Annotated in this window: 18 protein-coding genes; 6 read left to right on the forward strand and 12 right to left on the reverse strand. The window is 67.2% G+C overall.

All coding sequences use genetic code 11. The annotated features are described in order from the left end of the window. Positions 1 to 25 precede the first annotated feature (25 nt). The 3 genes from ACH2CY_RS10870 to pheA are packed head-to-tail and all read right to left on the reverse strand — an operon-like array spanning position 26 to position 2969. Positions 26 to 907 (reverse strand): prephenate/arogenate dehydrogenase family protein, encoded by an 882-nt coding sequence (locus tag ACH2CY_RS10870; protein ID WP_395018907.1) that lies wholly within the window; start codon positions 905 to 907, stop codon positions 26 to 28. Next, positions 904 to 2004, reverse strand: a complete 1101-nt coding sequence (hisC, locus tag ACH2CY_RS10875; RefSeq protein WP_395018909.1) for a histidinol-phosphate transaminase — start codon at positions 2002 to 2004, stop codon at positions 904 to 906. Before hisC ends, ACH2CY_RS10870 begins: the two co-directional genes overlap by 4 nt. Continuing rightward, on the reverse strand, positions 2001 to 2969 hold the full coding sequence (pheA, locus tag ACH2CY_RS10880; RefSeq protein ID WP_395018911.1) for a chorismate mutase: 969 nt from the start codon (positions 2967 to 2969) through the stop codon (positions 2001 to 2003). The genes hisC and pheA overlap by 4 nt, the downstream gene beginning before the upstream one ends. Positions 2970 to 3119: 150 nt before the next feature. Here pheA and ACH2CY_RS10885 point away from each other — a divergent pair, with 150 nt between their 5' ends. Further along, positions 3120 to 3953 carry a 2-keto-4-pentenoate hydratase gene (locus tag ACH2CY_RS10885; RefSeq protein ID WP_395018913.1) on the forward strand — a complete coding sequence of 278 codons (834 nt, stop codon included), beginning with the start codon at positions 3120 to 3122 and terminating at the stop codon, positions 3951 to 3953. On the opposite strand, the gene ACH2CY_RS10890 is transcribed toward ACH2CY_RS10885, so the two are convergent. The 6 genes from ACH2CY_RS10890 to ACH2CY_RS10915 are packed head-to-tail and all read right to left on the reverse strand — an operon-like array spanning position 3950 to position 9390. Beyond that, on the reverse strand, positions 3950 to 4543 hold the full coding sequence (locus ACH2CY_RS10890; RefSeq protein WP_395018914.1) for an ABC-type transport auxiliary lipoprotein family protein: 594 nt from the start codon (positions 4541 to 4543) through the stop codon (positions 3950 to 3952). The two genes, ACH2CY_RS10885 and ACH2CY_RS10890, sit on opposite strands and share 4 nt — an antisense overlap. A gap of 1 nt (position 4544) precedes the next feature. After that, positions 4545 to 5564 carry an MlaD family protein gene (locus ACH2CY_RS10895; protein WP_395018916.1) on the reverse strand — a complete coding sequence of 340 codons (1020 nt, stop codon included), beginning with the start codon at positions 5562 to 5564 and terminating at the stop codon, positions 4545 to 4547. A 41-nt stretch (positions 5565 to 5605) separates the two neighbouring features. Next, positions 5606 to 6505: an ABC transporter ATP-binding protein gene (locus ACH2CY_RS10900; RefSeq protein ID WP_395018918.1), complete on the reverse strand. Its 900-nt coding sequence runs from the start codon at positions 6503 to 6505 to the stop codon at positions 5606 to 5608. A 4-nt stretch (positions 6506 to 6509) separates the two neighbouring features. Then, complete coding sequence (locus tag ACH2CY_RS10905; protein ID WP_395018920.1) at positions 6510 to 7307, reverse strand: MlaE family ABC transporter permease; 798 nt, start codon at positions 7305 to 7307, stop codon at positions 6510 to 6512. 12 nt (positions 7308 to 7319) lie between these two features. Further along, positions 7320 to 7670: an STAS domain-containing protein gene (locus tag ACH2CY_RS10910; protein WP_395018921.1), complete on the reverse strand. Its 351-nt coding sequence runs from the start codon at positions 7668 to 7670 to the stop codon at positions 7320 to 7322. Position 7671: 1 nt separating this feature from the next. After that, complete coding sequence (locus ACH2CY_RS10915; protein WP_395018923.1) at positions 7672 to 9390, reverse strand: SpoIIE family protein phosphatase; 1719 nt, start codon at positions 9388 to 9390, stop codon at positions 7672 to 7674. A gap of 176 nt (positions 9391 to 9566) precedes the next feature. Here ACH2CY_RS10915 and ACH2CY_RS10920 point away from each other — a divergent pair, with 176 nt between their 5' ends. Then, the gene (locus ACH2CY_RS10920) at positions 9567 to 10253 is read left to right on the forward strand and encodes a response regulator (RefSeq protein ID WP_395018925.1); all 687 of its coding nucleotides are present in this window, start codon (positions 9567 to 9569) and stop codon (positions 10251 to 10253) included. Positions 10254 to 10256: 3 nt separating this feature from the next. On the opposite strand, the gene ACH2CY_RS10925 is transcribed toward ACH2CY_RS10920, so the two are convergent. Beyond that, a complete protein-coding gene (locus tag ACH2CY_RS10925) occupies positions 10257 to 14012 on the reverse strand; it encodes a PAS domain-containing protein (RefSeq protein ID WP_395018927.1) in 3756 nt (1251 codons plus the stop codon). Between the two features lie 195 nt (positions 14013 to 14207). Between ACH2CY_RS10925 and ACH2CY_RS10930 the strand changes: the two genes are divergently transcribed. The 4 genes from ACH2CY_RS10930 to ettA all read left to right on the forward strand — a co-directional run bounded on the left by ACH2CY_RS10930 (position 14208) and on the right by ettA (position 18851). Next, positions 14208 to 15872 (forward strand): MFS transporter, encoded by a 1665-nt coding sequence (locus ACH2CY_RS10930; protein WP_395018928.1) that lies wholly within the window; start codon positions 14208 to 14210, stop codon positions 15870 to 15872. Between the two features lie 203 nt (positions 15873 to 16075). Further along, positions 16076 to 16285, forward strand: coding sequence for a DUF3606 domain-containing protein (locus ACH2CY_RS10935; protein ID WP_395018930.1), 210 nt, complete (start codon positions 16076 to 16078; stop codon positions 16283 to 16285). 45 nt (positions 16286 to 16330) lie between these two features. Next, positions 16331 to 17083: an alpha/beta fold hydrolase gene (locus tag ACH2CY_RS10940; RefSeq protein ID WP_395018932.1), complete on the forward strand. Its 753-nt coding sequence runs from the start codon at positions 16331 to 16333 to the stop codon at positions 17081 to 17083. 91 nt (positions 17084 to 17174) lie between these two features. Further along, the gene (gene ettA / locus ACH2CY_RS10945) at positions 17175 to 18851 is read left to right on the forward strand and encodes an energy-dependent translational throttle protein EttA (protein WP_395018933.1); all 1677 of its coding nucleotides are present in this window, start codon (positions 17175 to 17177) and stop codon (positions 18849 to 18851) included. Between the two features lie 678 nt (positions 18852 to 19529). On the opposite strand, the gene rsmA is transcribed toward ettA, so the two are convergent. Next, positions 19530 to 20405, reverse strand: coding sequence for a 16S rRNA (adenine(1518)-N(6)/adenine(1519)-N(6))-dimethyltransferase RsmA (gene rsmA / locus ACH2CY_RS10950; protein WP_395018935.1), 876 nt, complete (start codon positions 20403 to 20405; stop codon positions 19530 to 19532). Further along, positions 20402 to 21718, reverse strand: coding sequence for a peptidylprolyl isomerase (locus tag ACH2CY_RS10955; RefSeq protein WP_395018936.1), 1317 nt, complete (start codon positions 21716 to 21718; stop codon positions 20402 to 20404). The genes rsmA and ACH2CY_RS10955 overlap by 4 nt, the downstream gene beginning before the upstream one ends. Positions 21719 to 21874: the final 156 nt, after the last annotated feature.

Genomic DNA, 21874 nt, shown 5'->3' on the forward strand with positions numbered 1-21874 from the left:
GCGGCGGCCCGTCTCACCACGCGGCTCACGCCTGCTTGGCGTCGATGATGCCGCGGCGGATCGCGCGCGTGCGGGTGAAAACTTCCTGCAGCTTCTCGCCCTCGCCCCAGCGGATCGCGCGCTGCAGGGCGGTCAGGTCCTCGGTGAAGCGCCCGAGCATCTCCAGGACCGCCTCGCGGTTATTGAGGAAGATGTCGCGCCACATGATCGGGTCGGAGGCGGCGATTCGGGTGAAGTCGCGGAAGCCGGTCGCCGAGAACTTGATCACTTCCTGCTTGGTCTCATCCTCCAGGAAGGTCGCGGTATCGACGATCGTGTAGGCGATCAGGTGCGGCAGATGCGAGGTGATCGCCAGCACCTGGTCGTGATGCCCGGCGGCCATGATCTCGACCTGGCTGCCCAATCCGATCCAGAGCGCCTTAAGCCGCGCGATCGCGCCTTCATCGGTGCCGGGCGGCGGCGTCAACACGCACCAGCGGCCGTGGAACAGCTCCGCGAAACCGGATTTCGGGCCGGAATGCTCGGTGCCGGCGAGCGGATGGCCGGGGATGAAATGCACGCCCTCGGGCAGGCTGGGACCGAGGTCGCGGATCACCGCCTGCTTCACCGAGCCGACGTCGGAGAGGGTCGCGCCCTTCTTGAGGTTCGCCGCCACCATCGGCGCCAGGTCTGCATAGGCGCCCAGCGGCACCGCGAGCACGACCAGGTCGGCATTTGCCACGGCTTCGCCGGCGCTGGCGCAGTAGTGGTGGCCGAGCCCGAGCTCTTTCGCATCACGCATCGCATCGGCGGAGGCATCGTGGATCGCGATCTCGCGCGCGAGGTTCTTCAGCTTCAGCCCACGGGCGAAGGAGGAGCCGATCAGGCCGATGCCGACGATGGCGATCCGATCGAAAAGAACGCTCATTGTGTGGCCGCCCGGTTGACGAAGTCGGCCAGCGCCTGGGCGCAGGCCTTCACCGCCGGTTCCTCGGCGATGGTGATGCGCAGGCAATCGGGCAGGCTGTAGGCGCCCATCTTGCGCACGATGATGCGGCGCGACTTCAGGAACTCGTTGGCCGCGTCGGCCGAGAGTTTGGGATCCTTCGGAAACTGCACCAGCAGGAAGTTGCAGACCGAGGGATGCGCCTTCAGCCCGATCTCGTTCACCCGGGCGCTGAGCCAGGGCAGCCAGTGATCGTTATGCGCCTTGGCCTTGGCGGCATGAACGCTGTCGGCCAGGGCGGCGACGCCCGCGGCCAGCGCCGGCGCCGGCGTGTTGAAGGGCCCGCGGATCCGGTTGAGCACGTCGGCCACCGCGGGCGGGCAGAAGGCCCAGCCGAGGCGCAAGGCCGCCAGGCCGTGGATCTTCGAGAAGGTGCGGCTCATGACCACGTTGTCATGGCTCTTCACCAGCGCGGTGCCGTCGCTGTAGTCGGGCTTGTCGACAAATTCCGCATAGGCCGCATCGACCACCAGCAGCACATGGTCGGGCAGGCCGTCGCGCAGCCGCTTCAGCTCGGTCGCACCGATATAGGAGCCGGTCGGGTTGTTGGGCTCGGCGACGAAGCAGATCTTGGTCCGCGGCGTCACATGGGCCAGCAGCGCATCGACATCGGTCTTGAGATTCTTCTCCGGCGCTGCGACCGGCTTGGCGCCGACCGACTGGGCCGCGATCGGATAGACCAGGAAGCCGTGCTGCGAATAGAGCACCTCGTCGCCCGGCCCGGCATAGGCGCGGGTCAGGAGCTGCAGGATCTCGTCCGAGCCGGCACCGCAGACGATCTGCGTCGGATCGGCGTCGATGGTCGCGGCCAGGGCCTCGCGCAAAGCGGTGGCGCCGCCGTCGGGATAGCGGTGCAGCTCGCCGGAGAGCTCGCGATAGGCCGCGATCGCCGCCGGGCTGGCGCCAAGCGGGCTCTCGTTGGAGGACATCTTGTAGATCGGACCTTCGCCGGGGAGCGCGTGCTCGCCGGGAACATAGGCGGCGATGTCGAGAATGCCGGGGCGGACGGTGAGGCTCATGCGGCGTCTCCCGACGTCGCTTCAGGCGCCGGCGTTGGCTCGATCGTCTTCGCAGGTTCCGGCGCCTTCACCGGCTCGCCGGCCAGCTCCGCGGCGGTCAGCGGCACGGCATAGCCGCCGATCGCAATCACCCGGGAATCCGGCCCCAGCGCTTTGGCCAGGGCAGCGAGGCGGGCATCGTCCGGCGCCAGGAAGCCTTCGACCTCCACCACCTGCTGCTCCGGCCCGCCCAGTTCCTGGAAGGCCTGGATGAAGACCGGCTTCAGTTTCGCCGTGTTCAGGGCCTCGCGGATCGCGCTGCGGCTGACCGGCTCGCGGGTCTCGGCGACCAGCAGGCCGCGGTCATGGTCGGTGGGCTCGTTCGGCGTGGTGCCGATCACCAGCGCCTGCAGCCCGCGGCCGCGCTGGTTGCCGGGGTCGCCGAACGGCAGGCGCGCGATCACATGCGGCACCTTTGGCTGCTTGACGGCAATGCGCCGCCACCAGGGATCGCGGTCGCCCTCATGCGGCAGCGGCAGCACGGCGACCGTCGCTTGGCCTTCCAGCACCGCGGAGATCGCGTGGTTCAAGCGGTCGAAGCCGAGGATCGGCACGCGGCAGCCATAGTGATCGCGGGCGATGTCCCAATAGCCGGGCTCTTCCGGCGGGTTGTAGACCGCGACCACGAAGGGGCCTTCGACCTGCAGCAGCGCCGAGATCATCTCGCGCCACATCCGCACCATCACGGCCTTGGGCAGCTTGCCCTTGTGCCGCTCGATCAGCCGGCGCAGAATCTTCGCCTCGCGGGCCGGGCGCACGAATTTTGCACCCTCGCTCGGCGTGCGACCGATCGGCTGGGCCTTGGCCTTCACCTCGCCGACCTGCACCGCGAGCTCGGTCCGCTGCATGAGCAAGTCGTGCAGTTGGGTATCGACACTGTCGATCTGGCGCCGGAGGGCGGCGAGTTGGTCGTCGTGTTCGGCCATGGTCTCTAAGGCTACGCTCTGAACTTCAGCTCCGGCGGTGCGCGGGCGGCCCCAGAGATAACGGCCAAGCACAGTAAATGCAAAGAAAACATTGACATAGGCTGAGCACACGGCACCATTTCAGCCGATTCACCAGAGGCTTAACCAACAATGTCGAACTTGCCGCCCGGGGAAACCGACCGGATCGCCGCTGCGGTGCTCGCGGCCTCGGCCGAGCGCCGGCAAATGGCCGCGTTCAGCACGGACCTGCCCGGCTTCGACCTCGAGGCCGCCTATGCCGTCACCGCGGCGCTCCGGCGGGCGCGGGTCGCCCGCGGCGAGCGCACGGTCGGTCGCAAGATCGGCTTCACCAACCGAACCATCTGGCCGGAATACGGGGTCTATGCGCCGATCTGGGGCGACATGTACGACACCACGCTCCGAGATCTCGCCGCGACCGATGGGACGCTCGACCTCTCGCCCCTGCTGGAGCCGCGGATCGAGCCGGAGATCGCCTTCGGCTTCCGGACGGCACCGCAAGCCGGCATGAGCGAGGCCATGATCCTCGGCTGCGCCGAATGGATCGCGCATGGCTTCGAGATCGTGCAATCGGCTTTCCCAGGCTGGCAGTTCCAGGCGCCCGACACGGTCGCCTTCTACGCGCTGCACGGCGCCTATCGACTGGGCCCGCGCCACAAGTTCACGCCGCAGAACCGCGCCGACTGGCTGGCGAAACTCCGGAGCTTCGAGATCGAGCTCAGCAAGGACGGCGTGGTGATGGATCGCGGGCAGGCGCTGAACGTGCTGGACGGCCCGCTCTCGACCATCAGTCACCTGCTGAATGTGCTGGCGAAGGACAAAACCAACCCGCCGCTGCGCGCCGGCGAGATCATCACCACCGGCACCGTCACCCGCGCCTTTCCGGTGGCGCCGGGCGAAACCTGGACCACGAAAGTTGTCGGCCTGCCGCTGGACGGAATTTCGCTGCGCTTTACCGGAAGCTAGCGCGCGTCGATATCCGCGGCGAAGCGCTTCAGCACGTCCTGCAGGCCGGCGTTGAGCGCCGCCACCGCGCCGTCGATCGAGTGGTCGGCTGCGGGCGTCTCGGCGCGGTAGACCTTGCTCATGATCAGCTGGTCGGTGCTCTGGTCGATCACCGAGAGCTCCAGCTCGATGATGCCGGTATCGCCCTTGTCGCCGGCCGACTGCTCCAGGCGCTTGATGTCGCCCTGGATGCGGTAACCCGCGCCGATCCGAAGTTCCGACGGCACCACCTGTTCCGCCGCACCCGCGGAGCGGAGATAGGCGACCAGCTGGTCGCGGATCATCGCGGTCGGCAGCTCGGTCCAATAGGCGTAGTTCCGCTGCTCCAGCTTGGTGCCGCCATTGGCGGTGTAGAGCAGTGGGCGCTCGCCGGTGACACCATCCGCGCCCAAAGGCGCCGCCTCGACGATGCCGATAAAGGGATGCGCCAGCGTTTCGGTCGCGGGCGCGGCAACCAGGCGGAAATACTGCTCCTTCGGCACGGTCGGCGCCGCGCAGGCGGCAACCAGGACCAAGGCGGCGCACGGCAGGAGCTTCAGGAGGCGCGCCATCTCACTGCCCTCCGTTCGGCACGGGCGTCAGGCCCTTGTCGGCCTCGGGGCTGCCGCCGGAGATGAGCAAGCCCGGATTCTGCCGGATCAGACGGCTGAACTCGTTCATGTTCCGCGTGGTCCCTTCGAGATTGTTGGTGATCGCATCGATATTCGCCGAGACCGTGCGCAGGATGTATTCGAGGTCCGCGGTCGATTTGTCGACGTTCTTGGCGTTGCGGTTCACCATGGCGTGGATCGATTCCGCGACGCCGTTGACCTCGACCGAAAGCTGGTTGAGCTGGGCCAGGGTCTTGTCGGCATTGAGGCTGGCCTTGTCGAGGTTGCTGAGGATCTGATCGACCGACTTCACATTGCCGTCGGAGAGGACCTTCTGCAGCTGATCGACACTGACCTGCATGCTGGCCGTCAACTCGGTGACGTTGGCCGAGATGGTGTCGAGATGGCCGCTGGCATTGGCAATGAGGCCGCGCACATCGCCGCCGACCCCGCCGATCTGGCTGTTGGCGGTCTCGGTCAGGGTCTTGATCGAGGTCTTCAGCTGCTCGATCAGCGGCACCACGCCGCTGTCGAGCAGGGCGCCGACCCGGCCGGCCAGCCCGGACATCAGCGCGAACATGTCGCCGGCGCCGGTGCCGGGGATGTCACCGCCGACCGCGATCAGGTCCGCGGACTTGCCGCCGGAGATGTCGATGGTCTTCGCCGCCAGGAAGCTGGAGGCGCGGATGCCGGCCTTGGAATCGGCCGGGAACTTCCAGTCCTTCTGCACGCCGATCATCACGCCGAAGCGATACTTGCCGTTCTCATAGCTCGGCACGATCTTATCGACGGTGCCGATCGGGAAGCCCTCGTAGCGCACGACGGTGCCGTATTTGAGGTCGGTCACGTTGTCGAACAAGACCCGGTAGTGGTCGCGCGGCCCGGTCTGCCCGGCGATCAGGGTCAGGGTCACGATCAATGCCGCGATCATCGCCGTCACGAAGACGCCGACCGTCACATAGCTGATGGAGTAGTTCCGCATCGACCCCTGTTCCCCTAGTCTCGCCTCAGTCGCCGGTTCCGTTAATCACCCGTCAGGCGCCGCAGATACTCCGCCGGGTCGACTTCCTTCTCGACCGAGCGGCGGTTCAAAAGATTCTGGACCCGCTCGTTGGTCGAGCTGCGAATCTCCTCGACCCGCGCGCTCGCCAGGATATGCCCGTGGTCCAGCACGGTGATCCGGTCGGCGATCTTGAAGGCGCTGTCGATATCGTGGCTGACCACCACCACCGAGATGTCCATCGCCTCGCGCAGTTTCAGGATGAGATCGTCCAGCGCCGAGGAGACCACCGGGTCGAGGCCCGACGACGGCTCGTCCAGGAACAGCAGCTTCGGGTCCATGACGATGGCGCGCGCGATCGAGGCGCGCTTCACCATGCCGCCGGAGAGCGCCGAGGGCATCAGCGCACCGAAGCCCGAGAGATTCACCACCTCGAGCTTCATGTTCGCCATGATGTCCATGGTCTTCTCTTCGAGCTTGGTGAGCTCGCGTAGCGGCAGCTTCACGTTCTCGGCGACGGTCATCGAGCTGAACAGGGCGCCGAACTGGAAGGCGACGCCGATCTTGCGCTTCAAGTCCAGGAGCTGGTTGGGCTTCAGCGCGCCCAGGTCCTTGTCGAGCAGCTTCACCTTGTTGGGCTGCGGCGGCATCAGGCCGACCAGGTGCCGCAGCAAGGTGGTCTTGCCCGAGCCCGAGCCGCCCATGATCACCATGATCTCGCCGGCCCTGACGTCGAGATTGATATCAAACAGCACCTGGCGCGCGCCGAAGGAGAAGTCGAGATGGTTGACCTCGACCACCTTCGGCCGCGCCATCAGCTCGGCCTCGGTCGGGCGATGCGCGGTCGATTCCGCGCGCAACGCCGCGATATGCGCCAGCGCCTGCTGCTGGGCTTCGGGCGATGTCGCTATGGATGTTTCCATGCCGTCACCGCGTCGCGATGTAGCCGAACAGCATATCGGCAACGACGATCATGCAGATCGACTGCACGACCGACATGGTGGTGACCTTGCCGACGCCCTCGGCGCCGCCGGAGACGCTGGAGCCGTTGACCACGGCGACCAGGGCGATCAGAACGCCGAACAACGCCGCCTTGCCGATGCCGTGCCAGATGTCGCCGATCTTCAGGACCGTCAGCGAATCGTTCACGAAGGCGCCGAATGACGAATTGAGCGCCGCGGAAACGTAGAAGCCCGCCGTAAACTCCGAGACCAGGTTGGCCCACATGGCGATGCAAGGCAGCATGATGGCCAGGGCCACGACCACCGGCGAAACCAGGTAACGTACCGGGTTGATGCCCATCACCTGGAGCGCATCGACTTCCTGGTTGATGGTCATGGTGGCGAGCCGTGCCGCGATCGCCGAGCCGGAGCGGCCGGCGACCAGGATCGCCATGATCAGCGGGGAGAACTCGCGGGCGACCGAAAGCGCGATGCCGATATAGGCGTAGGCCTCGGCGCCGAACAGGCCCAACGAGTAGAGCGACTGGATCGCCAGCATCAGGCCGATCGTGCCGGAGAGCAGGGTCGCGATCGGCAAAGCGGCGACGCCGATCTGCTGCATCTCGTGGAAGACCATCCGGATCCGAACCGGCTGACGGCGGCGCCAGCCGGCCAGCAGCCAGTAGATCGCCTCCAGGAACAGCATCGCGCCGTAGCCGATCTGGTCGAAAAAGCCGGCAGAGCGCCGGCCGACCGATTCAAAACCCCGGATTGCGGCGTTCATGACATTTCAGCGTCAATGGCCGGACGAGCCCGCGTTCGCGGCGGTCGCCGCGGCGAGGTCGGTGTGGATCTGGAAGACCTTGTCGAGCCGGGCCAGCTCCAATACGCGCCGAACGCGCTGGCTGACCGCGACCAGAGCGAGTTCGCTCTTCTGCTTCTTCGCGACCTGCAGGCCTTCGACTAGGCTGGCGATGCCGGAGGAGTCGATATAGGTCACCTGCGAGAGGTCCACGAGCACGTTGCGGCCCTTCTTCAGGGCATCCAGCAGCGCGCGGCGCACCGCCCCAGCTTGCTCCAGGTCAATTTCCCCTTCCAGGGCGACGATCAGGCGTCCTTCGCTCTCGGTGATGCCGGCGACTGCCATTTCAATCCTTCTTCCGGCGCTTGACCAATTCCAACAGATTCCCCTCGCCGTCCGGCAGGGGAATGAAATTGGCGTCGTCCATCACCGCGCGGATGAAATGCGTGCCAAGGCCCCCCGGCCGGACCTCGTCCAGCGGCCGCGGCCTTATTTTAGCCTGATCGACCTTCGGGGCGAAATCCCTGATTCTCAACATTAAGCCGTCTTCCAGGCGATGCACCGCCAGTGTGATATCGCCGCGTTGGCCCTCGCCATAGGCGTGTAGAATGATGTTCTCCGCGGCCTCGCTGGCGGCCAGCTCCAGATCCGCCACTTCATCGTCGGAGAAGCCCGCGGCCTTACCGGCCGCCGCCAGGACCGGGCGCATCAGCTTCAGCCGGTCCGCCTCCGCCGGGATGGTCAGGCCGAACAGGAAGTCGGAGCGGCTCTCGGCGCTGGCGATCGAGGGCACCCGCCGCCAGATCTGACCGGCCAGCGAATCGTCGATCGCCAGCAGGGTGATGTCGTCCTTGGCGCGCCAGCCGCCGCTGTTCAGTTCGGTCAGGATGCCTTCCAGGCGGTCCTGCAGCGGCTTGCCTTCGGAGAGGCTCAGCAGCATGTCGATGCCTTCCGGCCCGAGCTCCTCCCGGTCGCCGTAGCGGTATTCGGTGACACCATCGGAGAAGACCAGGAACATCTCGTTCTCAAGCCGCACCTCCTCTTCAGGGAAGGCGACGTCGCGCAGAATGCCGAGCGGCGGCGCCGAGGCCTCGAAGCTCCTGAAGCCGCCATGCGGCTTGCGCAGGATCGGCGGCAGGTGCCCGGCGTTGGAAAAGCGCAGCAGCCCGCTGGCCGGATCATAGAGGCCGGCCAGCATGGTCACGAACATGCCGCGGCTGGTGGTCTCGCAGATCTCACGGTTGAGGATCGAGAGCAGGCGCGCCGGCGCGCGGATGGTCTTGCCCAGGCAGCGGAACAAGGCCGCGGTCTTGGCCATCAGCAGGGCGGCGTTCATGCCCTTGCCCGAGACGTCGCCGAGGCAGAAGGCGATGACACCGTCGGGCAGGCTGAAAAAGTCGTAGAAGTCGCCGGAGACCTCGCGGATCGGGCGGTTGATGCCCTGGATCGGCAGGTCGGGATCGGCGGGCGGCAACAGGCTGCGCTGGATCTCGGAGGCGAGCTCCAGCTCACGCTTGATGCGCTCCTGCTCGACCAGCTGGTCGGCGAGGCGCGCGTTCATGATGGCGAGCGCGGCGGCATTGCCCATGACCTGCAGCATGTCGCGGTCGCGCAGGTCGAAGGGCTGGCCGTTCTGCTTGTTCAGGACCTCGACCGCGCCGATCGGCCGCTTGCCGACCTTCATCGGCGCGCAGAGGATCGAGCGGGTGACGAAGCCGGAGGTCGCGTCGGCGTTGGCGAAGAAGCCGGCGTCGCGCGAGACGTCCTCGACAGCCTCGATCCGGTCTTCCATCACCGAACGGCCGACGATGCCGTGGCCGGCGGGCACGCGCAGGCCCTCGATGCTGTTGGGGCCGAGGCTGGCGCGGCAGACCAGGTCGCCCTTGGCCTCGTCGACCAGGAAGAGGCTGCCCGCCTCCACCTTCAAGAGCTGCATCACGTTGCCAAGTGCCAGCCGGACCGTCGCATCGACATTGTCCGAGGAGGCGAAGGAGCGCGAGAGTTCCGCGGCGAGGCGGAGCTCCTCGTCTTCCAACTTGGTTTCGCCGGGGCTGTTCTGGAGCAAGGGCTGGCTGCTTACCGGTTCATGATTCGGGCACTCCGCCGGGCAGCATATCAGCCCCCGGCCTTGGTCGCATCCCGCCTCTAACCGATTCACGCCGCAGCGCAAAATCGCGGGTTACGGTTTCCGCGCGGGGCCCGGATGTGTAAGCTTGGGACAACCAGGGAGGGGAGAGCCGCGTGGACCCGACGCAGGTCGGTGCCGGACTGTCATTCGTCATCGCCGACGATCATCCGATGGTGCGGGATGCGCTCGCCTCGGCGTTGCGCAGCGCCTTCGGCGCGCCGGCGATCACCTTCGCCGGCAGCTTCGCGGAAGCCCAGGCGGCGCTCGGCGCGGCGCCGGAGACCGACCTCCTGATCCTGGACCTGGACATGCCGGGGATGCAGGGCCTCTCGGGCCTCGCGGCCTTGCGCGGCGCCTTCCCGACCATCCCGATCGCGATCGTCTCGGCCACCACCAATCCCGCGGCGATGCGCCAGACCATCGAGATGGGTGCGGCCGGCTTCATCCCCAAGCTGGCACCCTCGGAGCGGTTCCTGGAAGTGATCCGCGCCATCCTCGACGGCGTCATCTGGCTGCCGCCCGAAGCCCGCGACCAGGCGTTGGCCGCCAACGACCGCGACATCGCCGCCAAGGCCGCGCGCCTGACGCCGCAGCAGCACCGTGTGCTGCTGCTGATGGCCGAGGGCAAGCCCAACAAGCTCATTGCCTATGAAATGCAGATCACCGAGCCCACGGTGAAGGCGCATGTCACCGAGATCCTGCGCAAGCTCGGCGCCACCTCGCGCACGCAGGCGGTGATCGCTGCGCAACGCCTCTCGCTGGAACCGGTGCAGAAGGCCGTGGTGGCGGCGGAGGAATAGTCGTTACGCCACAGACTTCACGTTGAGGTGCGCCAGCAGCGCGCGGAGCTTGGCGGGCTTCACCGGTTTCAGCAGCACATCCAGGCCCAGCGCGCGCGCCCGTGCGGCGACCGAGGGGTCGCGGTCGGCGGTGATCAGGGCGACCGGTACGCCGGGGCCCCAGGCGGTGCGGAGCTTGGTCAGTTCCTGGATGCCGTCCGGGCGGTCGTCGCCGAGGTGGAGATCGATCAGCAGCAGGTCGGGGCGCTCCCCGCCGGTGATCTTCTGCAGGAGCTGGTCGGCGTCATGCGCCGACGCCGTGGTGCAACCCCAGCTCTCCAGCAAGGCCGTCATGGCCTCGAGCACCTGGGCGTGGTCGTCGATGCAGGCGACGAAAGGCGCGCGGGTGAGCGCGTCGGCGCGCGTCTCTTCCGTGGGTGCCGCGAGGCGGGCGCGGGTCTCGGACAGGGCCAGCGGCACCTCGATCCCGAAGGCCGCGCCCTGCCCCGCGGCCGAGCGCAGATGCTGGTCGTGGCCGAGCATGCGGGCGATGCGGTCGGCGATCGCCAGGCCCAGCCCCAGCCCGCGCTCGCCTGCGTCATCGGTCGGGCGCAGGCGCGTGAACTCCTGAAAGATGGTGGCCTGCTGCGCTTCGGGAATGCCGGGGCCGTTGTCGCAGACCTCGATCAGCAGCGAACCGCCGCGGCGCCGGCAACCGAGCAATACGCGCGGGCGCGGGCCCCCGCTGCGGCCATAGCGGATCGCGTTGGAGAGATAGTTCTGCAGCACGCGGCGGAGCAGCGCCACGTCGGTATCGACCCAGGCGGCGCTGCCGACCAGCCGGAGCTCGATGCCGTTGCGTTTCGCCACCGGGGCGAAGGCCTCGGTCAGCGATTGCAGCAGCGGGCCGATCGGCACCGGCCGCTTCTCCGGCTTGATCGCACCGGCGTCGAGCTTGGCGATGTCGAGCAAGGCGTCGAGCAAAGCCTCGACCGCGCCCAGACCCAGATCGACCTTGCGCACCAATTCCTCGTCGCGATAGCGCTCGGACAAGGCGGCCACGAACAGCCGCACCGCATGCAGCGGCTGCAACAGGTCGTGGCTGGCGGCGGCGATGAAGCGGGTCTTGCCGATATTCGCATCCTCGGCGCGCTCGCGGGCGGTCTCGAGCTCGGCGGTGCGCTCCACCACCCGCTTCTCCAGCGATTCGTTCAAGGTCCTGAGCACCGTCTCGGCACGCCGCCGCTCAGTGGTGTCGACATAGAGCAGGAAGAAGCCGACGACCTGGCCGCGGTCGTCGAAATGCGGGATGTAGCTGCCCTGCGCCACCTCGATCTTCGCGTCATTGGTCGGGAAGTCGATCTCGAAATTCTGCGGCCGGCCGTTCAGCACCTGGTCGATATGCGGCTTCAGCCGGCCGTAGCGGATCGGCCCCAGCACGTCGGCGACGCGCTGGCCTTCCGCCTCGTGCGGGCGGAGACGCAAGGCCGCCTGATAGGGCCTGTTGGTGAAGCGATAGCGCTGGTCGCGATCGACATAGGCGATCAGCACCGGCACGTTGTCGGTGACGATGCGGATCCGCCGTTCGCTGTCGCGCAGGGCTTCCGCGGTGCGCACGCGCTCGGTCACGTCGTTGGCGGTGACGACGATGCCGCCGCCGGACAGGGGATCGACGCGGAGCTCGGTGACGGCGCCGCTGGCCAGGCGGATCTCGCTGACCGGCTTCGGCTCCGGTGGCGCCAAGGCGGCGAGCGCGGGTGCCGCCCGAGAGAGAGTCGCGACATCGATGCCGGCGGCGAGGGTCGCGCGATCCAATCCGGTCAGCACCGCGAAGCGCTCGTTCCAGACCTCGAGCTTGCCGGTCGGGTCGAAGACCGCGATGCCGAGGCCCATATGGTCGAGAGTCTTCCGCAGCACGTCGGCGTTGTAGCGGATCGCCGCCGTCGCCTCGTTCAGCATCTCGCGCACGGAGCCCGGCAGCCAGCCGGGGAGCCAGGCGCCTTTGCGCCGCGACATGGTGACGACGACCCGCGCCGAAGCCGCGCCGATGGTGCCGGAGAGCAGGCGCTCGGTGAACTCGGCCGCGGCGGCGCCGGAGAGGTTCAAGCCGTGGAAGGCTTCCTCCGCCCGCTCGAGCCCGATGAAGCGCGCGGCCAATTCACGCAGCTGATGCAACTCGTCCTTGGGCGCGGTGGGTTGAGCGCGCGTCTTCGGCGTCGCCTCGTCGATGAAGGCAGCGGCCTGCTGCTTGTCGCGCGCGGTCTGGCGCGCCAGCAGCGAGCCCAGGACCAGGAGCGCCATGTTGACGATGAGGCTCAGCACGAAGCCGCGCGGCATCGGGTCGAACCAAGCCAGTACGCCCCAGGGCGGCAGTGGCGCGGCCTCTCCGGGCTGCATGGTCGGCCAGAGGATCGCCCAGAGCCAGACCACGAATCCGCCGAACAGGCCGAGGATCACGCCATGCCGATGCGTGCCGCGCCAATAGAGGCCGAGGATCAAGGCCGGGGCGAGATTGGCGACGGCGCAGAAGGAGACCAGGCCTATGGTGGCGAGCGGCAGCAGGCCGGCGATGGTCTTGTAGAAGGCATAGGCGGCCAGCAGGATCACCACCACGGCGATGCGGCGGACCAGCAAGGCGAGGCGGCCGAGATCGGCATCCTGGTGCCGGCCGCGCAGCAGGAAGGGCATCACCAGCTCGTTGCCGACCATGCCGCTCAGGGCCATGCAGGCGACCGCGACCATGCTGGTCGCCGCCGAGAGGCCGCCGATGAAGACGAAGGTGGCGAGCCAGTTGGCGCCGTCGCTCAAGGGCAGGGAGAGGACATAGGTGTCGGGGATGCCGCTGGCGCCGAACAGCACCTGCCCGGCCATGGCGATCGGCACCACGAAGGCGTTGATCAGCAGCAGGTAGAGCGGGAACAGCCAGCGCGCGGTCGAGAGGCTGGCCGGATGATCGTGCTCGACCACCGCGGCGTGGAACTGGCGGTCGAGGCAGAGGAAGGCGAAGCCGGAGAGCAAGGTGATCGCCAGCCAGTTGGCGTTGAAGCCGGAGGTCGCGAGCTTTCCCGCGCCGGAAATCGCCTGCGACTGCGCTACCAGGTCCGCGGGCCCGTCGAACATATGCCAGACGATGTAGATGCCGGCGGCGAGGAAGGCGAACAGCTTGATCAGGGATTCAAAGCCGATCGCCAGCATCATGCCGCGGTGCTGCTCGCTGGCCTGCACGTGGCGCACGCCGAAGAGAATGGTGAAGGCGGCCATCATCAGCGCGACGATGAAGGCGGTGTCGAGCCAGACCGGCGTGCCGGCACCGATTGGGCCCGTCCCATCCGCATTGCCGGAGAGCGCCGCGAAGCTGAAGGAGACCGCCTGGAGCTGCAGCGCCAGATAGGGCATCGCGCCCATGACGGCGATCAGGGTGGCGAGCACCGCGACGCCGCGGCTGCGGCCATAGCGGGCGCCGAGGAAGTCGGCGATCGAGGTCACGTTCTGGCGCTTGGCGACGGCCACGATGCGCCGCATCAGCGGCAGCGCCGCGATCATCACCACCGCGGGACCGACATAGATGAGGGCGAAGTCGTAGCCGCTGGTGACCGCGCGGCCGACCGATCCGTAGAACGTCCAGGAGGTGCAATAGATCGCCAGCGACAGCGAATAGATGATCGGCCCGAGTCTCCCCCGCGACCAGCGCAGGGCATGGCGCTCGCCGAAATGCGCGACCGCGAACAGCAGGCCGAGATAGACCAGCGAGAGCGCGAGTATGACGTGGCTGAGGGCCATTTCCGCCAATTAATGCATAGGCTTAAGAGCCTGTCCATCGGGCGGCGCAAGGCTACGACCAATGTCTAGGGTTCCATTTGCGGGGGCGCGGACTATCAAAAAACCTGGCGTCCGGCCTCGGAATGCGCCTTTGCGCGCGCCGAAAGAAGAACCAGGGACGCCGGTGGGATGAAACATCTTTGGGGAGATCAGGCTATGACCGCTTACGCCAGTTCCGCCGGTGCAAGCAGCGAGAAAGGCGAGATGAAGACCGTCGTCTTCGCGTCGTCGCTCGGCACCGTGTTCGAATGGTATGACTTCTACCTCTATGGATCGCTGGCGGCGATCATCAGCAAGCAGTTCTTCTCCGGCGTGAACCCGACCGCGGGCTTCATCTTCGCGCTGATGGCCTTCGCCGCGGGCTTCGCGGTCCGGCCGTTCGGCGCGCTGGTGTTCGGCCGGGTCGGCGACCTGGTCGGTCGCAAATACACCTTCCTCATCACCATCACCATCATGGGCCTCTCGACCTTCGTGGTCGGCCTGCTGCCGAGCTATGCCTCGATCGGCATCGCGGCGCCGGTGATCCTGATCGCGCTTCGCCTGCTGCAGGGCCTGGCGCTCGGCGGCGAGTACGGCGGTGCGGCGACTTATGTCGCCGAGCACGCGCCGGCCGGCAAGCGCGGCCTGATGACGAGCTGGATCCAGACTACGGCGACGCTCGGCCTGTTCCTGTCGCTGCTGGTGATCCTGGCCTGCCGCTTGAGCATGGGCGAGGAAGCCTTCGGCGACTGGGGCTGGCGCATTCCGTTCCTGATCTCGATCCTGCTGCTGGGCATCTCGGTCTGGATCCGGCTGAAGCTGAACGAGAGCCCGGTCTACAAGCGGATGAAGGAAGAGGGCAAAGGCTCCAAGGCGCCGCTGACCGAGTCCTTCCTGCGCTGGCCGAACCTGAAGATCGTGATCCTGGCGTTGCTCGGCTTGACCGCCGGACAGGCGGTGGTCTGGTACACCGGACAGTTCTACGCGCTGTTCTTCCTGACCCAAACGCTCAAGGTCGATGCGACGACGGCGAACCTGCTGATCGCCGGATCGCTGCTGATCGGCACGCCGTTCTTCATCGTGTTCGGCGCGCTCTCCGACAAGATCGGCCGCAAGCGGATCATCCTGGCCGGTTGCGCGATCGCGGTCTTCGCTTACTTCCCGCTGTTCAAGGGCTTGGCCTACTATGCCAACCCGGCGCTCTATGCCGCACAGGCCTCGGCACCGGTGACCGTGGTGGCGGATCCGGACCGCTGCTCGTTCCAGTTCAACCCGGTGGGCACGGCGAAATTCTTGACCTCCTGCGACATCGCCAAGAGCTTCCTGGCGAAAGCCGCGGTGAACTACGAGAACGAGGCCGCGCCGGCCGGAACTGTCGCGACGGTCAAGATCGGCGATACCGTGATCCCCGGCTTCGAGGGCCACGGCCTGTCGCCCGACGACATGAAGGCGCAGACCGAGGCCTTCACCAAGGCGATGACCGACGCGGTCACCGCGGCGGGATATCCGCCCAAGGCGGATCCCGCGCAGATGAACAAGCCCATGGTGCTGCTGATCCTGGTGCTGCTGGTCATCCTGGTGACCATGGTCTACGGACCGATCGCCGCGATGCTGGTGGAGCTGTTCCCGACCCGGATCCGCTACACCTCGATGTCGCTGCCCTATCACATCGGCAACGGCTGGTTCGGCGGCTTTCTGCCGACGGTCAGCTTCGCCATGGTGGCGGCCAGCGGCGATATCTACTACGGCCTCTGGTACCCGATCGTGGTCGCCGCGATGACCGCCGTGATCGGCTTCATCTTCATCCACGAGACCAAGGACCACAAGATCGACGTCTGGTAGGCGCCTGGCCGACCGGGGGCCCAGTCCCCTCGGTTCCTCGGCCAGCCGAGGCGTTTCTCGAGCCCCCGTCCCGCGTGGACGGGGGCTTTTCTTGGCCGCCCGCCAAATACCCCTGGCTCCAAGCGGGTTTTCCCGTCTCGCGGTTGCGGGAACATTTCCAGCCGACCGCACTTAATGGGGGGCAAGTTGAGGAGTTGAGCACGATGGCGGAAGAAAACGCGACTGCCGGGACCATTCAGCGCAGCTGGGAGAAGAGCGGCGCCGATCGCATCGACGTCAACGAGGAATACGCGCTCAAAGACTGGTCGGCCAAGCTCGGCGTGACCCATTGGGAAGTGAAGGCCGCGGTGCGCAAGGTCGGGCCGGTGGCCAAGGACGTGGCGCGCGCGCTGGGCAGCAACGCCCGAATCTGACCCGGGACTTGCCAGCCCGGGCGTGCTGCGGCACGTCTTGGGGCGATGAGCGAAAGCGTTCAAGTCGACTCCATCAATCTGGATCTCCATCGGTGGCCCGGCAACGGGACGCCGATCCTGCTGCTGCACGAAGCCCTGGGTGCGGCCACCACCTGGCGCGACTATCCGGACCGGCTCGCGGCGCGGACCGGACGTCCGGTCATCGCCTGGTCGCGGCAGGGCTTCGGGCTATCGGATCCCCTGCCCGCGCCGCCCGGCCCCGATTATCTGCATCGAGAAGCGGCGCGCCTCCCGCGGCTGCTGGACGCCCTAGGCTTAGAGCGGGCGCATCTTTATGGGCACAGTGACGGCGCCGCCATCGCGCTGATCGCGGCGGCGATCGCGCCAGCCCGCGTCGCCAGCCTGATCCTCGAGGCGCCGCATGTGACGGTCGAGCCGCAGACGACGGCGGCGATTGTCGCGGCGCGCGACGCCTATGCGCGTGGCGAACTCCGGGCCAAGCTCGCGCGGCATCACCGCGATCCCGACCGGGTCTTCGCCCACTGGGCCGAGACCTGGCTCGATCCGGCTTTCGCCGACTGGAGCATCGAGGACCTGCTGCCGCGGGTGAGCGCGCCGACCTTGTTGATCCAGGGCAAGGACGATCCCTATTTCAGCCTCGGGCAGCTCGACCGGATCGCGCGGGTCGTGCCGGCGACCCGGCGGCTGGAGCTCGCCGGCTGCGGCCATGCGCCCTATCGCGAGCGCACCGGCACGGTGCTGGAGACCGCCGCGGATTTCCTGGAAAAACTGGCCTGAAGCCGCAGCCCGCGCCGGGCCCTTTTGCTTTCCCGCCCGATGGTCTAAAAGACCGCGCAAATCCTGGAATTTGCATCACGGAGCGCGCGGAATGGCCGCCTATCAGTACATCTATGTCATGAAGGGTCTGGGCAAGACCTATCCCGGCGGTAAGAAGGTCCTGGAGGACATCTGGCTCTCCTTCCTGCCCGGCGCAAAGATCGGCGTGCTCGGTCACAATGGATCCGGCAAATCGACCTTGCTCAAGATCATGGCCGGCATCGAGAAGGACTTCAACGGCGAGGCCTGGGCGGCCGAGGGCGTCTCGGTCGGCTATCTCGCGCAGGAGCCGCATCTCGATCCCGAGAAGGACGTGCTCGGCAACGTGATGGAAGGCGTCGGCGAGACCGCGGCGCTCCTGAAGGAGTTCGAGGAGGTCTCGAACGCCATGGGCGAGGAGGACGCGGATTTCGACACTCTGCTCGCGCGCCAGGCCGAGCTCCAGGAGAAGATCGACGCAGCCGATGCCTGGGACGTGACCCGCAAGGTCGAGATCGCGATGGACGCGCTGCGCTGCCCACCGGGCGATGCCGATGTCACCAAGCTCTCCGGCGGCGAGCGGCGCCGCGTGGCGCTCTGCCGGCTGCTGCTCTCCCATCCCGACATGCTGCTGCTGGACGAGCCGACCAACCACCTGGACGCGGAATCGGTCGCCTGGCTGGAGCAGTTCCTGCAGGAATACACCGGCACCGTGGTCGCGGTGACCCACGACCGCTACTTCCTGGACAATGCCGCGGGCTGGATCCTGGAATTGGACCGCGGCCGCGGCATTCCCTATGAAGGCAACTACTCCGGCTGGCTGGAGCAGAAGGCCAAGCGCGAGGAGATCGAAGAGAAGAGCGAGAGCTCGCGCCAGCGTACCCTCAGCCGCGAGCTGGAATGGATCCGCCAGGGCGCCAAGGCGCGGCAGGCGAAGTCCAAGGCGCGTATCAACGCCTACGAAGCCTTGCTCGCCCAGCAGAACGAGAAGGGCGTCGAGCAGGCGCAGATCTACATTCCGGCCGGCCCGCGTCTCGGCGATCTGGTGATCGAGGCGCAGCATCTCACCAAGGGCTTCGGCGACAAGCTCCTGATCGAAGACCTCTCCTTCAAGCTGCCGCCGGGCGGCATCGTCGGCGTGATCGGCCCGAACGGCGCCGGCAAGACCACGCTCTTCCGCATGATCACCGGCGGCGAGACGCCGGACCAGGGCACGTTCAAGGTCGGCGATACGGTGAAGCTCGGCTATATCGACCAGTCGCGCGATAGCCTGCGGGACGACAAGACCGTCTGGGAGGAGATCTCCGACGGCCATGAGGAGATCGAGCTCGGCAAGCGCAAGATGCCGAGCCGGGCCTATGTCGCCGGCTTCAACTTCAAGGGCACCGACCAGCAGAAGAAGGTCGGCCAGCTCTCCGGCGGCGAGCGCAACCGCGTGCATCTCGCCAAGATGCTGAAGTCCGGCGCCAACGTGCTGCTGCTCGACGAGCCGACCAACGATCTCGACGTCGATACCCTGCGCGCGCTGGAAGAAGCGCTGACCGAGTTCGCCGGCTGCGTCGTGGTGATCAGCCACGACCGCTGGTTCCTCGACCGCATCGCCACCCACATGCTGGCCTTCGAAGGCGACAGCCATGTGGAATGGTTCGAAGGCAACTACCAGGACTATGAGGTCGATCGGCACAAGCGCCTGGGCTCGGACGCGGACCAGCCGCACCGGATCAAGTACAAGCCACTGGTCCGGCAGTAACGGACGGGGCGGTGGTGCTGCGGCGCCACCGCCGCTGCACCGGCACACAGACAGCTTCAATCCAGAAGATCCGCTCAACCCCTTGAGCCGGAACACGCTTCGCCATCGGCGCAGGCGCCAAATTCCTTATTCTGTCTGCGTCCGGTCTGCGTTGCGGCGCAAACGGCGGGCATCTTTCAATTCTGTCCGGGTCCGGTCCGGGTTGCCGACGCAGCAGCCGGCCTCACTTGCTGATTCCGTCTGCGTCCGGTCTGCGTCGGCGCCGGAGCGACAGTTTACGCCGAGCCTGAAGAGCCATGCAGGCGCCGATGATGAATGCGTCGCGTCATGCTGAATTTGCACGCCGTTTTGTTGGTGGGGGCTGGGTGGGGGTTGCGGAGCAGCAATCACGGGACGTCGCTTCGGACGTGTCTTCCGATGCTACATTCACAATGTCAAACAGCACGGCAAGCATACCACAATCGGCGCCGCGCGTCTTCGCTGCATTGGGTGAATTCTGGAGTATGCAGCAGGAATCCGGAGGGCTGGATCTTCCGGGGCGCAACGCTTACGACATCGCGGCGGCACGTGCCCCCATCCCGACCTTCTCCCTGAAGGGGGAAGGAGAAGAAAGGCGACCTTACCCCTGATCCGCCTTCGCCAAGGCTTCGGCGGACGCCGAGGGGAAGGAGAAGAGGTTTAGCCGCTTCGGCCGCGTCTGCGCATCTCGCCGAAGGCGCGGGCGAGCTGGCAGAATTCTTCGATGTCGAGCTCTTCGGCACGGGCGGTGTCGCGGATGTTGGCGCGGTCGAGCAAGGCATTCGCTTCGACCGGGAGCGTCTTCAGCGACTGGCGCAGCATCTTCCTCCGCTGGCCGAAGCCGGCTTCGGCGACGGCTTCGAGGTCGCGGGGGTCGGCGGGGTAGAGCGGCTGCGGGTGCGGAATCAACTGCACCACCGTCGAGGTCACCTTCGGCGGCGGGATGAAGGCGCGCGGCGGGATGTCGAACAGCTGCTTGGCGGTGCAGCGCCACTGCGTCACGATCGAGAGCCGGCCGTAATCCTTGCTGCGGGGCTGCGCGGTCAGGCGGTCGGCGACCTCCTTCTGGAACATGAGAGTCAGCGAGGCGAATTGCTCGGCCTGCTCCAGCCAGTTCAGCAGCAAGGGTGTCGCGACATTGTAGGGCAGGTTGGCGACGATGCGGCGCGGGGTCTCGCCGAGCTTGGCGGCGTCGACCTTCAGCGCATCGCCTTCGACCACCTCGAGCCGGCCCGGGTAGCGCGCGGCGACCTCCGCCAGAGCCGGCAGCGCGCGGGCGTCGCGCTCGATCGCGATCACCTTGCGCGCGCCTTCCATCATCAGCGCGCGGGTCAGCCCGCCGGGCCCGGGGCCGACCTCGATCACCGTACCTTCATCGATCTTGCCGGCGGCGCGGGCGATCTTCTGGGTCAGATTGAGATCGAACAGGAAGTTCTGGCCGAGCTGGCGCCTGGCCTCGATCCCGTGGCGGCGCAGGACCTCGCGCAGCGGCGGCAGGCCATCCTTGGCCAGCAGCTCAGCGTTCTCGCCGCTCATAGCCGGATGTCGATATAGGCCGCGCGACGCAGGTCGCTGAGATAGCCGCGCGCCAGCGTCTCGAGCCGCTCGGCGGCGAGCCGGTCGGCGAGCGCGACCCGCGAGATCTCGTTGCTATCGCCGCGGTCGCAGACCACGAAGATCGCCACGCCGCCGTCGCCCTTGATGGCGCTGGTCGGCTCGCCGACCGGCTGGTTGATCACCATGTCGCGGATCTCCGGCGGCATGTCATCGACCTTCGGCCGCCCCATGTCCTGGAACCGCGCGGGGTTCGCGTCCTGCGACAGCCGCTCAAACTCCTCGCAGCTATGCGCCTCCTTCTGGGAGAAGGCGTCGGCCTGCTCCTGCGCCGCTTCCGCCTCACGCGCCGAGGCGTTCGGCGTCAGCGGCCAGAGCAGGCGCACCATGTGGACGGAACCCGGCGCCACCGCGGCGTCGCTGCCGGTGCGCACGTCCTCGATCCGGATCAGGTAGTAGCCGCCGGTCCCTTGGAGCGGGCCAAGCACCTTGCCGCGCACCTCGTCGCCGCTGCCGAGCGGGGCAAGCTGGGCGGCGATCGCCGGGTCGACCTGATCGGGACGGCGCCAGCCAATGTCACCGCCGTTGGCGGCGCTGGTGTCCTGCGAGAATTCCTGCGCCAGGGAGGCGAAGTCGGCGCCGGCGCTGAGCTGGTCCACCAGTCGCTGCACCGATTGCTGGACGCCGGGCGCATCCTTGGGCGAGTCGACCGCCTGGAAGATCTGCGAGATGCGGTATTCCGGCTTGCCCTGCCCGGCCTTGGCCCGCGCCAGCGCCTCGTCGATCTCCGCATCGCTGACGCGGATGGTCGGTCTCAGCTTGCGCTGCACCAGACGGCTCCAGCCGATGTCGGCGCGCATCTGGTCGGCCAGCGCCGAGACCAGGATGCCGTTGCTGCTGAGGTAGCTTTCGAACTCGTCGCGCGACATGTTGTTGCGGGCGGCCAGGCCGGCGATGCGGCTGTTGATCTCGCCGTCGCCCACGGTGACGCCCTGGAACCGCGCCTCCTGGGTCTTCAGGTGATCGTCGATCAGCTGGCGCATAATGCTCGGCAGCAACTGCTGCCGGCTCTCCGGCGTATCCTGCAGCCGGGCCGAGAGCATCGCGGCGCGCAGCCGCGCGACCACGTCGAGCTGGGTGATCACGTCGTCGTTGACCACGGCGGCGATCTTCAGCTCGTCCTGGGCCAGGGCGGGCCGGCCGCCGGCCACGGCCGCGACCAGCAGGCAGAGGACGGCAAGGAGCCGCAGCGACGCCGTCCAGGCGGCGCCCCGCGATCCGTTTCGCGATTGCAAGCTAGCGAACAATCCGTTCTCCCACTCCGTCCGGCCGGTCGTTGCGGCCCATCCTGCTGGCGCAGTCAACCAAGTCCGTCACGATAACGCAATCCGCCGGCCGAACCCGACCGAATCCGGCACCGCGGCCCGCGACATTCCGCCCAACTCGCAAGA

Origin of the sequence: Dongia sp. (genome assembly GCF_041905885.1) — a bacterium.
Lineage (GTDB): Bacteria > Pseudomonadota > Alphaproteobacteria > Dongiales > Dongiaceae > Dongia.

What these genes read in the sequence shown, in the direction of transcription:
- ACH2CY_RS10900 (WP_395018918.1), bottom strand. Translation starts at nt 6,505, where the DNA reads ATGGAAACATCCATAGCGACATCGCCCGAAGCCCAGCAGCAGGCGCTG.
- ACH2CY_RS10895 (WP_395018916.1), bottom strand. Translation starts at nt 5,564, where the DNA reads ATGCGGAACTACTCCATCAGCTATGTGACGGTCGGCGTCTTCGTGACG.
- ACH2CY_RS10940 (WP_395018932.1), top strand. Translation starts at nt 16,331, where the DNA reads ATGAGCGAAAGCGTTCAAGTCGACTCCATCAATCTGGATCTCCATCGG.
- ACH2CY_RS10870 (WP_395018907.1), bottom strand. Translation starts at nt 907, where the DNA reads ATGAGCGTTCTTTTCGATCGGATCGCCATCGTCGGCATCGGCCTGATC.
- ACH2CY_RS10935 (WP_395018930.1), top strand. Translation starts at nt 16,076, where the DNA reads ATGGCGGAAGAAAACGCGACTGCCGGGACCATTCAGCGCAGCTGGGAG.
- ettA (WP_395018933.1), top strand. Translation starts at nt 17,175, where the DNA reads ATGGCCGCCTATCAGTACATCTATGTCATGAAGGGTCTGGGCAAGACC.
- ACH2CY_RS10925 (WP_395018927.1), bottom strand. Translation starts at nt 14,012, where the DNA reads ATGGCCCTCAGCCACGTCATACTCGCGCTCTCGCTGGTCTATCTCGGC.
- ACH2CY_RS10905 (WP_395018920.1), bottom strand. Translation starts at nt 7,307, where the DNA reads ATGAACGCCGCAATCCGGGGTTTTGAATCGGTCGGCCGGCGCTCTGCC.
- ACH2CY_RS10930 (WP_395018928.1), top strand. Translation starts at nt 14,208, where the DNA reads ATGACCGCTTACGCCAGTTCCGCCGGTGCAAGCAGCGAGAAAGGCGAG.
- pheA (WP_395018911.1), bottom strand. Translation starts at nt 2,969, where the DNA reads ATGGCCGAACACGACGACCAACTCGCCGCCCTCCGGCGCCAGATCGAC.
- rsmA (WP_395018935.1), bottom strand. Translation starts at nt 20,405, where the DNA reads ATGAGCGGCGAGAACGCTGAGCTGCTGGCCAAGGATGGCCTGCCGCCG.
- hisC (WP_395018909.1), bottom strand. Translation starts at nt 2,004, where the DNA reads ATGAGCCTCACCGTCCGCCCCGGCATTCTCGACATCGCCGCCTATGTT.
- ACH2CY_RS10890 (WP_395018914.1), bottom strand. Translation starts at nt 4,543, where the DNA reads ATGGCGCGCCTCCTGAAGCTCCTGCCGTGCGCCGCCTTGGTCCTGGTT.
- ACH2CY_RS10910 (WP_395018921.1), bottom strand. Translation starts at nt 7,670, where the DNA reads ATGGCAGTCGCCGGCATCACCGAGAGCGAAGGACGCCTGATCGTCGCC.
- ACH2CY_RS10885 (WP_395018913.1), top strand. Translation starts at nt 3,120, where the DNA reads ATGTCGAACTTGCCGCCCGGGGAAACCGACCGGATCGCCGCTGCGGTG.